Origin of the sequence: Parapedobacter brassicae, assembly GCF_051400755.1 — a bacterium.
In the GTDB taxonomy this organism is placed as follows: Bacteria; Bacteroidota; Bacteroidia; order Sphingobacteriales; family Sphingobacteriaceae; genus Parapedobacter.
In genome coordinates, this window is the sequence record NZ_JBLFFL010000002.1 from 111,141 (window position 1) to 124,846 (window position 13,706).

The following is a 13,706-nucleotide window of genomic DNA, read 5'->3' on the forward strand; positions in this document are numbered from 1 at the left end:
AACCATGAATAGACTATCTTTTGTCCGTACCGTCGCGTTGGCCTGCGGGCTGTTATTCTTTTCGCTGTCCACGTTTTCCCAGTCAAGGCCACCGCACCCCATTCAAGTACTGGTGTCGCCGGATAAACCCGATTGGACGTATGCACCCGGTGAAGAGGCAACGTTTACCATACGGGTTTTGAAGCATCAGGTTCCGATGGACGATGTGGAGGTTTCTTACGCCATCGGCTTGGAAAAGATGCCCCCAAGTAACCAAGGGACGTTACGGTTGAAAGGGGCTGCCGCCACCGTCAAAGGCAAGTTGACCGATGCTGGCTTCCTTCGCTGCGAAGTGCAGGTTACGGTAGATGGTGCAAACTATCGGGGGCTAGCTACAGCAGGATACGACCCCGAAAGCATACAGCCCACACAGCAGCTGCCGAGCGATTTCTGGGACTTCTGGAACAGCGCGAAGGCGGAGGCAGCCAAGGTGCCGCTGGATGCCAAGCTGACGTTGCTGCCGGAGCGGTGTACCGAGAAGGCTGATGTATACCAGGTAAATATTCAGCATTTCGAAACGGGTGCCCGCCTGTACGGTATCCTGGCCAAACCGAAGGCTCCTGGCAAATACCCGGCGGTGTTGCAGGTTCCGGGTGCGGGTATCCGGCCCTACCCGGGGGTCGTAGACCTTGCGGAGCAGGGGATCATTACCCTGCAAATCGGGATTCATGGGGTTCCGGTAATCTATGAAACGGGCCTGTATGATGATCTGCGTGCCGCGCCATTGAAAAATTATCAGTTTTTCAATATGGACGATCGCGATCAATATTATTATAAGCGTGTGTACCTGGGCTGTGTGCGGGCTGTCGATTACCTGTATTCCCTGCCTGATTTTGATGGCGAGACGTTGGCGGTATGGGGCGGCAGCCAAGGGGGTGCCTTATCCATTGTGACGGCGGCGCTGGATGACCGGATTGATTATCTGGTGTCGCTGTATCCAGCATTGTGTGACCTCACCGGCTACCTTCACGGCCGCGCTGGCGGTTGGCCCCACATGTTCAACGAAGCGAACGCCCCATTCATGGCCAAGGAGGAAAAGATCGCCGTATCGGCGTATTATGACGTGGTCAATTTCGCCCGTTCGGTCAAGGTGCCCGGCTTTTACACCTGGGGATATAACGACGAGACCTGTCCGCCTACTTCTTTTTATGCAGCATACAACCAGATCGAGGCACCTAAGGAATTATTGTTAGTACAAGAAACGGGGCACTGGACATTTCCGGAGCAGCAGGTGAAGATACAGGAGTGGCTGCTAAAGCAGTTGAAACCCTAGAAAAAAATTCCCATCTTTGGGTTATGCGTAAAGCGTTTTTGTATGGTGCCGGCCTGCTGCTTGCCCTCATCGGGGCGATCAGTACCTGGTGGCTCCCGGTCCTGTGGAGCCTTTTGGTGGTGGTGCCGCTCATCGTGTTGGGCGTATTGGACATGGTGCAGACCAAGCAGGCCATCCGGCGCAATTTCCCGCTATTCGGGCGGTTGCGGTACCTGTTCGAAAGCATCCGTCCGGAAATCCAGCAGTATTTTGTCGAGAGCGATACGACGGGGCGGCCGTTCAGCCGGATGTTCCGGAGCGTGATCTACCAACGGTCCAAGCGGGTGCTGGACTCGACGCCTTTTGGTACGCAGCTGGATGTATATGACAATAACTATGAATGGCTGAGCCATAGCATCACCGCTATTGACTATTTCAAGATCAATGAACATCCGCGGGTGACCGTGGGTGGTCCCCAGTGTACCCAACCGTACTCCAGCAGCGTGTTTAACATATCAGCCATGAGCTACGGTTCGTTGAGCAACAATGCGGTAATGGCATTGAACGAAGGTGCAAAAATGGGAGGTTTTTACCATAATACCGGCGAGGGCGGACTCACGGATTATCACTTGGCTGGTGGGGGTGACGTGGTGTGGCAGATCGGTACCGGGTATTTCGGATGCAGGTACCCCGATGGCAATTTCAACGCGGAGGCGTTTGCGGATAAGGCGCAGCATCCCCAGGTGAAGATGATCGAGATTAAATTGTCACAGGGCGCAAAGCCGGGCCATGGCGGTATATTGCCTGCCGTAAAGGTGACGCCTGAAGTGGCTCGTATCCGGTTGGTGGAGGTGGGAAAGGAAGTGGACTCGCCCCCCTTTCATCGGGCATTTTCAACGCCGGTGGGGTTGCTGGATTTCGTCAAACAGCTGCGCGAACTCTCGGGTGGCAAACCGGTTGGATTCAAGCTTTGTATCGGCCATCGAAGCGAATTTGTGGCCATCTGCAAAGCCATGATACAGACGGGTATATATCCTGATTTCGTCACCGTGGATGGGGGAGAGGGCGGAACAGGAGCCGCGCCGCTGGAGTTTTCCAATTCCGTGGGTATGCCGCTGAGAGATGCATTGGCATTCGTATATGATTGTTTGACCGGGTTTGATTTGAAAAGGCATATCAAGGTCATCGCTTCCGGCAAGATTGCCACGGGCTTTGACCTGGTGAAGCATTTTGCGCTCGGCGCAGATATCTGCAACAGCGCACGGGGCATGATGATGGCGCTCGGTTGCATCCAGGCGCTCCAATGCCATGCGAATACCTGTCCAACGGGGGTGGCCACCCAGGATCCCAACCTGGTAAAAGGATTGGTGGTGACGGATAAACGGGTGCGGGTGGCGAATTTCCATCACGAGACGGTCAAGAGTGCCGGCGAACTGATGGGTGCGGCGGGCATCACGCATCCGGACGATATCCACCGGGTATATATCCATCGGCGCGTGTCTCCCAACAAGGTGGAGACTTATTTGGATTCGTTCCCTTATATCCCTGCCGGAAGTCTGTTGGAAGGGCCTTCTCCCACATCGTTCGAATTGCTGATGAAAATCAGTCGACCGGATTCGTTTAAGCCTGATTTCTCGGGTATTGATTTCGTGGAATACGCCTGGGCGAAAAAGCCGATGACGGGATAGGCGTAGACCTGGTAGCCTATCCCGTGCTAAGGTTAATATCCTACTCCCGTGCGCCTTGGCTGCCGGATGACCGGCCACTGTCCGGGCTGCCCATCGCGGCCGATTGGCAACACGCTTTGTTCCCGGTTGACCAATTCGGGTTCTTCGCTGGCTTTGTAGGCAAGCGTGGCGATAAGGATGACATTGGATTTCAGGTCATCAAAAATCAATTTGTCATAGGTATCCAGGTTGGTATGCCATGTGATCGTGCCGTAGCCCCACGAGAGGGAACTCATCATGAACGCGGGTATCCCCGCTGCTACGAATGATGCATGATCCGATCCGCCGCCGCCGGGAGACCCCGGGTAGTCCGTATCGATTTCCGCAGTGATCTCGCGGGGAGCGGCGGCCATCCACTTACCCATGAAATCGTAGGCATGCAGGAAGCCAGAGCCGCTGAGGTTGGCTACCCGGCCGGTACCGTTATCTTGGTTGAATACGGCTTGTGTCTTTTCCACGATGTCGGAGTGGTCCAGCACGAATGCCCGCGATCCATTCAATCCCTGCTCCTCGCTTCCCCAATGGCCGATCAGGATGGTCCGCTTGGGATTGGGGTATACCTTTTTCAGGATGCGGGCCACCTCCATCATGGTGATGGTGCCGGTACCGTTGTCGGTGGCACCAGATCCCCCTTCCCAGGAGTCGAAGTGTGCGGACAGGATCACATATTCATCGGGTTTTTCGGTGCCTTTGATTTCGGCGATGGTGTTGAATGTCGGCACGGTTCCCATGTCTTTGGATTCGGTCTCCACCTTGATCCGGGGCTTGTGCCCGTTTTTGGCTAGGCGGTAAAGGATGCCATAGTCTTCCAGTGAGATGTCCAGTGAAGGGACCTTGGTTGTCCGTGCGCCGAAGATCTTATTGGAGCCGAACTCGCGCGACCAGTAGCTGCTGAGCACGCCTGCAGCACCGGCTTCTTCCAGTATCCGCGGAAGGGAGTTGGCCGAAACACCCATTGCCTGAATGTTCTCGTTCCACACCCCCATCAGGGAATCCCGCTCCTTTTTCATTTTTTCAACCGATTCAGGCCGCCCAAATTCCTCCCAGTTGTAGTCGGGGCGTCCGGTGGGCTGGGGCATGGAAACCATGACATACTTGCCTTTGACGTTGGGTAGCCACGCCTGGAAAGCCACTGAATCCTGCACATCGGGCAGCGTGATGACCTCGCCTTCTACGGCCTTTCCGCCTGTGGTGGGGCTCCAGGCTAGCTGGGTGCCCGCGAGGGTTTTCACCCGGGGGTGTACCATGTCGATGTGGGAGATGCCGCGCTCCCATCCCCGCCATTCGCCGAATTCCTCATAGCGCGCTTCAATGCCCCATTGCTTGTACTTTTCGATTGCCCAGTCGTGGGCATATTTCATCTGGGGTGTACCGACCAAGCGCGGACCTACCACGTCCAGCAGTTCATGGGCCAGCTGTTTGAGTTGGGAGTTTCCGTTGGCTTCTTTGACGATCTGTTCGACTATGGGTTCGAGCTTTTGCTCTTGTACCATCCATTGCGGCTGGGCGGAGGCCCATGTCAGGCTTAGCCCCAAGAGAAGGCTTAATGTGGCCGATTTGACCGCGTGCGGTTTTGATAATAATACGTTCATGTGTTTCATGCTGTCTTGTTTTGGTTAATGAAAATAGTGACTAAAACGCTTAAATCCCTGCATGAGCCATTACTTGTTCATGCAAGTTTCATCGCTGCTTTAACGCTGGCTATTCTACTGAAAATAGTTGAAAAAAACGATTGTGTGCCAGAAATTTTACGTTTTAAGCCGGCGATCGCTATTCATTGTAAAGCGCTTCGTAATCTTGCTGGGTCGTTCCCTTCGCAAAATACCGGATGTTGTAGGTAAAACTCAGCATGAAATAACGCTGCAGCACGTTTGAGCGCGAATCTTCTATATACGTCTCGGTGATTTCGCGCTGGATGTTGTTGTTCTGCCCGAATAGGTCATACACGGAGGCGCTGACTTCCGCGCGTTCGTTCTTGAGCAGTTTCTTGCCGATAGCCATGTTGACCAGGAAAATGCTATTGTCGTATCCTTCGGAGAGGCCGGTGTTGAGCTGGTGATGGAGATCCAGTCGGTAAACCAGTCCCTGCCACAGGATCCAATTGTAATTGATGCGGGTCGTTTGATTGAAAAAGTTATTGTTTAGCGTGGGGCGGAGCGAATTTTGGACGGTGTTATAGCTTGATCGGGTCCAGATGTTGAAGTCGATACGGTCGCTGATGTTACTGCTTAGTGATAAACCGCCGCTGTACCGGGTGGAGTTGACAAAATTGATCTCTTCGTTGATCATCCCCGGACTGTGGCTATACCGGAGACCACCGTGGACATTGAAATTGGATGGGAGGAAACGTACAGGCAAGCCGTAGTGGAAATAGGAACGCAGATCCCAGTAGCCATTCAGGTTGACGGGGCGGCTGAGTTGCGATCCCCGCTCCAGGACAATACCCTCTGCCAGTTCAACGGGTTCCTCAGCGATGGTTGTACTGTTGACGACATTGTTATTGGTAATGGAAGATTGGATGTTGGCGAAGAACGTGCGTTCGGTTTGGGGGTTATAATTGCGGTAGCGCAGTCGCAGCTGGTTGCTATACGATTGGCCAAGATCGGGGTTCCCGGTGCGGAGGTGCAACGGATTGGAATTGTCGATCACCCCTTGCAGATCGCCGATCGATGGCGCATTGGTGCCGGCGTCATAATCAAATTCCAGACTTTTGGATTCGGTGATATCGTAGTCGATGCGGATCGAAGGCAACACGCTTTTGAACGTACGGGCCAATAAAAATGGAGCGGGGAATTCCTGGTCGTTTTTGAGCTGCGCATGCTGGAATTCTGCTTCCACCTGCAGGCGGAACTTGTCCAGTGCATATTGGTAACCAATTTCAGCCTCCTGTGATAGGTACCTGCTGTTGAATGTATTGCTCAATGCGGTATCTAGCCGCCTGACGGCATCCGCGCCGCCGACATCGTCGATGTCATACGTCAGCTTGTCGGAATCATCGCCGCGATTGCCCACCTCATATTCAAGCTCCACCATTCCGTTTTTGCCTACCGGTTCGGTATAAGAAACATTGCTTTCCCACGAGAATCCCTTTCTCGTGCGCACGATATTCTGGTTCAGCTGCTCCAACCGTTCCTCCGGATCATAAAAAATATTCTCCGCTTGCCGATTCGCATCGTCCTCATTGCGGTGATTGCCCGTTTGAACGCCGACCGTGAGGCTTCGTCCTTTTTTGGCGAATCTTCGGCTGTAGAATAGCCGGCTGTCAAAATCGATGTCTGAATTATCGGCTGCTAGCCGATTTTGGGTTTCGTTTAGCGGTCCCCCTGCGGTAACGGTATTGCCGGTGAAGAACGTGTTTTCCTCGTCGGCCTCTGCCGAGAAACTCGGCCGGAACAGGATCTGGTTATTGCTGTCAATCTGGTACTCCAACCGCATATCAAATCGGTGCTCCATGTTTCGGCGGGTATTGGTGCTCGATTCGGTATAGACCTGCCCGTCGTCATCAGGAAGCACATATTCGCGAAGGAGGGAGGCTTCACCAATATTTTTGCGGTGGTTAAAGAGGTAACTGGCATTGACCTCTACTTTTTCTCCCAGGTTATCGGTATAATCCACGCCGATCCGATTGGTGGTGATGATGCCGTTTTGCGGATTCGTCTCCCCCAGGCTATTGGGATCTGCCGAATAGTCCATCGCATTCACATTGTTTGTCAATCCGGTTACCGTAACCCGCTGGTCTTCGTTGAAGGCATTCACGCTGGCGCCCACCATATAGCGGTCGTCATTGCCATATCCGGCAGTGGATTTACCAAAAAGACCGCGGCGGCTATTGGGCTTGGTAATGATGTTGATGGTTTTTTGCCGTTCGCCGTCGTCAAATCCGCTTAGTTCGGCTTTGTCGCTCTTCTTATCAAATACCTGGATGCTTTGGATGATTTCGGCGGGCAGGTTTTGCAGCGCCGCTTTGACATCCGTACCGAAAAACGGCTTGCCGTCAACCAGGATCTGTGTCACGTTTTCGCCTTGCGCTTGGATACTGCCGTCCTCGCTGCCCATTCCCGGCATCTTTTCGATCAGATTTTGGGCGGTGGCGTCTTTCATGGTTTGAAATGCCGCAGCATTGAATTGGGTGGTATCGCCCCGCTGTTCACCCACTGGCGGGCGCATATTGATGGTTATTTCGTCGAGGACCCTGGCACCTTCCTGGAGGTACAGGGTACCGACATCCGTATGTTTGGTTATTTCTAACGCTTGCACAATATTTTCGTATCCGAGGTATTGCACGTAGAGCTCATAATTCCCCGCCCGAACCTCTTCCAGGTCAAATGTGCCATCCGAGTGGGTTACCGTTTCGCGGATCAGCAGGGAATCGGCGGTGTTCAAGAGCGAAACGGTCACATTTGGAAACGGAATGCTGTCGCTGGCGGCACGTACCACTCCTTTGATGGTATATTGCTGAGCAAGTGCCGGATGAATGCATAACCATGAAAGCCATGCGCAGATGAGGTATTTCATTAATGGTGAAGTATGTTTTAGTATCTGCCCAAGCCGAACAAATATCAGACCGTCATTGGGGAAAGTCGGTCGTTACTTGCCATTATGGCGTGCTTGCGATGTAAAACATTTGTTAACATGTCGTCCGGCGGTCAATTCGACGGTGGCTACACGAGTAAAAAAATATGTACCTTTGTAACTATGGAACGTACAGCAGTACTGGAACGGTTTGACGTTGATCGCATCAGGAAAGATTTCCCCATACTCACCCGAACGGTGAATGGCAAGCCATTGGTATACCTCGACAATGGAGCGACTACACAGAAGCCCCAACGGGTGATCGACGCTATCGCGGCCTATTATACCCAGCTGAACAGCAATGTGCACCGCGGTGTACATCACCTCAGTCAATTGGCCACGGATGCTTTTGAAGTGACGCGACGGAAGCTGAAGCCATTTATCAATGCCGCCCACGAACACGAGATCATTTTCACGAAGGGCACCACGGAAAGCATCAACCTGGTGGCCAATTGCTTTGGTCAGGCGTTTGTGCGCGCGGGGGATGAGATCATTATTTCGACGATGGAGCATCATTCCAACATCGTGCCTTGGCAGATTCTCTGTGAAACGCGCGGCGCTGTATTGAAGGTGGTGCCGATCAACGAGGCTGGTGAACTGGATATGGAGGCCTATCGGTCCATGCTCAGCGAGCGGACCAGGATGGTGGCTGTTACCTACGTATCCAATGCGTTGGGGACCATCAATCCGGTGGAGGAGATCATCGATCTAGCCCATGCCGCCGGTGCTTGTGTGCTGCTGGATGCGGCGCAGGCTGTGCAGCACCTTCCGATTGATGTGCAGGCGCTGGATGTGGATTTTCTCGCATTCTCGGGTCACAAAATGTATGGTCCAACGGGCATCGGGGTGCTCTATGGGAAGGAGAAATGGCTCAACGCAATGCCTCCCTATCAAAGCGGGGGCGAGATGATCAAAGAAGTAACGTTTGCCAAAACGACCTATAACGAATTGCCTTTCAAGTTTGAAGCAGGCACGCCTAACATTGAGGCAGGCATTTGCCTGGCGCATGCCATCGATTACATCAATGATATTGGATTGGATCACATTGCGCAATACGAGCATGACCTGCTGGCCTACGGTACTCACCGGTTGCTGGAGGTCCCCGGTCTGCGGATTGTCGGCACGGCTAACGAAAAGTCAAGTGTCATTTCATTCCTGCTGGGCGATGTACATCCTTATGACGTAGGGGTTATCCTGGATAAATTGGGTATAGCGGTACGGACCGGGCACCACTGCACGCAACCGCTCATGGACCGGTACGGCATTCCGGGCACCGTAAGGGCGTCCATCGCGATGTATAATACCAAGGAGGAGATGGATGTATTGGTAGCTGGCGTACAACGGGCCGCTTCGATGCTGGCTTAAGGAGACCAACCACCCATCACCGATCACCAAACACCAAATAATGACTATTAACGAAATACAAGACGAACTCATCGACGACTTTGCCTTTTTCGACGATTGGATGGCCAAATACGAATACCTGATCCAGTTGGGAAAAGAATTGCCGTTGATCGATGAGCGATATAAACAGGACGAATACCTCATTAAGGGCTGCCAGTCGAAAGTGTGGTTGCATGCTGACCAACAGGAAGGCCGGGTGGTATTTACGGCGGATAGCGACGCCATCATCACGAAAGGTTTGGTGGGATTGATGATCAAGGTATTGTCGGGCCACACACCTGCGGAAATCGCTGACAGCGAACTCTACTTCATCGACCGGATCGGATTGAAGGAACACCTTTCGCCCACCCGGGCAAATGGCCTGCTGTCGATGGTCAAACAGATGAAACTGTATGCCATCGCGTTGAATGCCAAGGCTTGATGAAGGAATAAGGGCTTATTCAAACCACTTCAATACCTCGTCCTTCGTTGGCATGGAAATTTCGAGTTTCATCTTCTTGCGGAGACCGCCCAAATCGTTGAACACTTTATTGGGATTGGCTGCTTTCAAGGCCTCGATGGTGTTTAGCCCCATTTTTTGCAGTACGGGTACCCATTCATCCGGTACACCCTGCGCTTTGTAGTCGGCTACACCGGCTTGCTTCACGGCTTTCTCGGGACGCATTTGCGGGAAGAACAGGACATCCTGGATGCTCTGTTGGTTGGTCATGAGCATGGCCAGCCGGTCGATGCCGATACCGATACCGGCGGTAGGGGGCATGCCGTATTCCAGCGCGCGCAGGAAGTCATAATCGATGAACATGGCCTCGTCGTCGCCCCGTTCCATCAGGGTGAGCTGTTCTTCGAAGCGTATCCGCTGATCGATCGGGTCATTCAGCTCGCTGTATGCATTGGCTAGTTCCTTGCCGTTGACCATCAGTTCAAAACGCTCTACCAAACCGGGTTTGCTGCGGTGTTTTTTGGTCAGCGGACTCATCTCTACGGGGTAGTCGATGATGAACGTGGGTTGTATGTAATGATGTTCGCATTTTTCGCCAAAGATCTCATCGATAAGCTTGCCTTTTCCCATGCTTTCATCGGCTGGGATATCCAGTTGCTTGCAAACATCGCGCAGACCTGCCTCATCCAGTCCGGATACATCAAACCCGGTATGCTCCTTGATGGCGTCGTAGATGCTCACACGTGGGTAGGGGGCTGCAAAATTCAGGTGGTTATTGCCGACGGGTAGCACGGTGGCGCCGTTGGTCGCGAGGGCCACCTGTTCAAAGAGTTTCTCGGTGATGTCCATCATCCACAGGTAGTCTTTGTAGGCGACGTAAAATTCCAGGACCGTAAACTCGGGGTTATGCGTACGGTCCATCCCCTCATTGCGGAAATTGCGGCTGAATTCATATACCCAATCGTATCCGCCCACAATGAGCCGTTTGAGGTAAAGCTCGTTTGCGATGCGGAGGTACAGCGGGATGTCGAGTGCATTGTGGTGGGTGGCAAAAGGACGGGCGGCTGCGCCGCCGGGTATGCTTTGCAGCACCGGCGTGTCTACTTCCAGTGCACCGCGCTCGTTGAGGAAATCCCGGATAGCGGTTTTCACTTTGGAAACTTTGACGAAGGTATCGCGCACCTGGGGGTTGACCACCAGATCGACATAGCGCTGGCGGTAACGGAATTCGGGATCCGTGACGGCATCGAAGGTCTTGCCATCGACCGACTTCACCACGGGCAGTGGCTTCAGTGATTTGGCCAATAGGGTAAGCCGCTCTACATGTATCGAGATTTCACCTGTATTAGTGGTGAATACAAACCCGTTTACACCGATGAAATCACCGATATCAAGCAGCTTTTTGAAGACGGTATTGTAGAAGGTCTTATCGTCATCCGGGCACAGGTCGTCACGCTTCACATATGCCTGTATCCGTCCGGTAGCGTCTTGCAATTCGATGAAGGACACACTTCCCATCACGCGGCGACTCATGATCCGGCCGGCAATGCTGATATTTTTGTAGTTTAGTTTATCACGTTCATAGTTTTCCAGGATATCCTGGGCGGTCGCGTTGACCTCGAAGGAGGCAGCTGGGTAAGGGTTTATGCCCAACGCTTCTAATTTGCTCAACGCATCTCTGCGCTGTAGCTCCTGTTCTGATAGTGCGGTACTCATCCGTTTAAATTATGCGGCAAACTTAGCTAAAATGGACTTGATATGCAATGTTCTTTTCCGTCGCTCGCCGCGACAGGCAATACTTTTTGACCGCAAAAAGTATTCAAAAACTCGCCACTTTGCCCAGCTGCTATGGCTGGTAGTGCATCCCTGTGCATACCGCAGCTGACCAAGGTGGCATTTTTAGGTGTACGGAGGGTTCTTGCGGGCACTCAGGACGGGGCCATCCGCGTTACGGGATTATCGTCGGAGCAGGCAAGCCGAGCACCTTGGGTGCTTCCAAGTACCTGGCATGCCCGGCTGCCCGTTATAGCAAAAGATCCAAGCGGTGATTTTTGGGTACTTTTGATCGCAAAAGTACCAAGCCCCGTCGCGGCAGCGGCAAAGATTACCAGTACCTGTAGCATTGTGTTACCGACATACGTCTTATCGATAACGAGTGATATTAATATGGTTGATTTTTCATAGCCGGCTACATACGGTGGGAATTGGGCGTATATTTGTAACGTGAATCAATGAGCTGATTTAGTATTGTAGCCGCGTAGTGAGTTTGAACATCCGATACTTGAAGGGGAAGCATGCGCTGTCATTGGAGAGCGCGGTAAAGGGGTGTGCTCAAACAGGAGACGAGCGTAGCAAGGAATATGTATACAAAAAATGCTACGGCTATATCCGCGCGGTGACCGTTCGGTATGTTAAAAACCTGTATGACGCGGAGGAGTTGACAAATGAAAGTTTCATACGCGCATTCAACAAAATCGCGACGTTCAACTGTGAGGAGTCGGGCGAACGGTTCGAAAAATCATTCCGGGCGTGGCTAGCCCGTATTGCGGTGAACATCTCCATTGATTTTTTGCGTGCCCAAAAGCAATTTTTGGCATTGGACGATGTCAACGAGGGGGAAATCGAGCAGCAACAAGTGGAGGTAGCCGGCAAGCTATATGTCGACGATATTCTGAAACTGCTGGCTCAATTGCCCGAAATTCAACGGGCGATTTTTAACCTGTATGAGGTGGAGGGGTATTCGCATGAGGAGGTTTCGGCGCTATTGGATATACCCGAGAGCACATCCCGGACCTACCTCACACGTGCGAAGAAAAAACTACGGAAGCTTTATCTGGAATCGATTAATATCACGGCGTGATTTTAACAATAAGCTGAGATGAACGAAAATGAAGGAAATAAGGAACTGATTCACCGGATAGGAGAGACGCTGCGCGACCATGTCGAGCCGTACAAAGATGGGGCATGGGAGCAGTTTTCAACGATATACGGTCCGCGTACGAAACGACTGCTGTGGCCTTATTGGAGTGCCGCTGCGGTGATCGTGCTGGCGATTGGTCTGTTTTGGTTTAATCGCCAGCCTGCTATACAGGACGCCGCGCAAAACAAGATCGCACAACAGCGGGACACGACACAGCAACCAGCTGCTGCCGGAGAGACGGAAGCGACAGGCGAAATAGCGACTGGAGAGCAGGTGCATGAATCCGAAGCACCCGTGAATCGGACAATATTGGATGGAGAGCGGCTATTGGCCGATAACCGCGCGGCGGCCAGTGTACCTGCCGTGGATGACGAAGTACTTTCTACAGCGGATACGGAGGTCCCCATCGCGGAGGAAATCGCGGTAGCGGCCGTTTCCAAACCGGATACGTCGACTGTCGCCCCAACGGCCGGTGGCGCGGCGCCGAAGCTGGCGGTCGCCGCAGCAACGGAGACGCCCGCACGGCAATCCGCAGTGCCGTTGCCGGCGGACAATATCCCCGGCCAGCGTGTGCCGGAGGACCGGCGCACGTCGGACTACAGCACGCCCGTGGTTGCCGACGAAACCGAAAACAGCGTCCGAAGCGGCACAAAAAAATGGAACCTGGGACTGGTGGTCTCGCCATCGATGACCAGTGAGCAAGTTAATCTCGGGGGAGGGCTAGCGGTCGCCTACCAGCTGTCAGACAAATTTTCGGTAGGATCGGGCGTGTCGATCGGCCGATTGGGTGTGGGGGAAAATTCGAACTACGAACCACCGTATGACGGGCGTCAGGCCTCACCGACCGAGAATGTGCAGGGATTGGCAAAGGGTGCTGAGGAGTACAGGCAGGATGTCTCGGTGACCAGCAATGTGGTGGCCTTGGATATACCGCTGGATCTGCGCTATGAGATCACGAAAGGTTTTTATACATCGGTAGGCGTATCATACGTGGCGGTGCTGAACGAGCAGCGGACCGAACATTTCATCGGTGGCCTCAACCAAGCCACCTTCGGGAATAGCAGTTCGCTGGACAAGGATTTGAATGCTTCTACACAAGTGGTGTATTCATCTGCAAGGGTGGCCGATCAACCCTTGCAGGGGAAAGGGTATACGGGTTTTATGAATTTTTCCATCGGGCGCAAAATGTCGCTTTCCCGGAAACTTTCAATCTCGGTTGAACCCTATTTCAAGCTCCCGGTGGGTAGGCTTTCGCGGGAAGAGATGAATTTCACCAACGGCGGAATCCGTATCGTCACGGGATTCTGAGCTAAGAAAACTTGACCGTTATTTACCTGCCGGAATTTTGTTTCC

9 protein-coding genes are annotated in these 13,706 nt (G+C 53.0%); 6 read left to right on the forward strand and 3 right to left on the reverse strand.

What is annotated here, in order from left to right:
* Positions 1-4 precede the first annotated feature (4 nt).
* Both ACMGDE_RS06060 and ACMGDE_RS06065 read left to right on the forward strand, forming a co-directional pair.
* Complete coding sequence (locus ACMGDE_RS06060) at positions 5-1,312, forward strand: acetylxylan esterase (RefSeq protein ID WP_436831872.1); 1,308 nt, start codon at positions 5-7, stop codon at positions 1,310-1,312.
* 23 nt (positions 1,313-1,335) lie between these two features.
* The gene (locus ACMGDE_RS06065) at positions 1,336-2,979 is read left to right on the forward strand and encodes an FMN-binding glutamate synthase family protein (protein ID WP_436831873.1); all 1,644 of its coding nucleotides are present in this window, start codon (positions 1,336-1,338) and stop codon (positions 2,977-2,979) included.
* Positions 2,980-3,011: 32 nt separating this feature from the next.
* On the opposite strand, the gene ACMGDE_RS06070 is transcribed toward ACMGDE_RS06065, so the two are convergent.
* Both ACMGDE_RS06070 and ACMGDE_RS06075 read right to left on the reverse strand, forming a co-directional pair.
* Positions 3,012-4,610, reverse strand: a complete 1,599-nt coding sequence (locus ACMGDE_RS06070) for a M20/M25/M40 family metallo-hydrolase (protein ID WP_436831874.1) — start codon at positions 4,608-4,610, stop codon at positions 3,012-3,014.
* Positions 4,611-4,788: 178 nt separating this feature from the next.
* The gene (locus ACMGDE_RS06075) at positions 4,789-7,533 is read right to left on the reverse strand and encodes an outer membrane beta-barrel protein (RefSeq protein ID WP_436831875.1); all 2,745 of its coding nucleotides are present in this window, start codon (positions 7,531-7,533) and stop codon (positions 4,789-4,791) included.
* A 180-nt stretch (positions 7,534-7,713) separates the two neighbouring features.
* Here ACMGDE_RS06075 and ACMGDE_RS06080 point away from each other — a divergent pair, with 180 nt between their 5' ends.
* A complete protein-coding gene (locus ACMGDE_RS06080; RefSeq protein ID WP_436831876.1) occupies positions 7,714-8,955 on the forward strand; it encodes a SufS family cysteine desulfurase in 1,242 nt (413 codons plus the stop codon).
* 40 nt (positions 8,956-8,995) lie between these two features.
* A complete protein-coding gene (locus tag ACMGDE_RS06085) occupies positions 8,996-9,415 on the forward strand; it encodes a SufE family protein (protein ID WP_436831877.1) in 420 nt (139 codons plus the stop codon).
* 15 nt (positions 9,416-9,430) lie between these two features.
* On the opposite strand, the gene lysS is transcribed toward ACMGDE_RS06085, so the two are convergent.
* Positions 9,431-11,149: a lysine--tRNA ligase gene (lysS, locus tag ACMGDE_RS06090; RefSeq protein ID WP_436831878.1), complete on the reverse strand. Its 1,719-nt coding sequence runs from the start codon at positions 11,147-11,149 to the stop codon at positions 9,431-9,433.
* 544 nt (positions 11,150-11,693) lie between these two features.
* Between lysS and ACMGDE_RS06095 the strand changes: the two genes are divergently transcribed.
* Both ACMGDE_RS06095 and ACMGDE_RS06100 read left to right on the forward strand, forming a co-directional pair.
* Positions 11,694-12,293 carry an RNA polymerase sigma factor gene (locus ACMGDE_RS06095; RefSeq protein ID WP_436831879.1) on the forward strand — a complete coding sequence of 200 codons (600 nt, stop codon included), beginning with the start codon at positions 11,694-11,696 and terminating at the stop codon, positions 12,291-12,293.
* Positions 12,294-12,311: 18 nt separating this feature from the next.
* Positions 12,312-13,661 carry a hypothetical protein gene (locus ACMGDE_RS06100; protein ID WP_436831880.1) on the forward strand — a complete coding sequence of 450 codons (1,350 nt, stop codon included), beginning with the start codon at positions 12,312-12,314 and terminating at the stop codon, positions 13,659-13,661.
* Positions 13,662-13,706 lie beyond the last annotated feature (45 nt).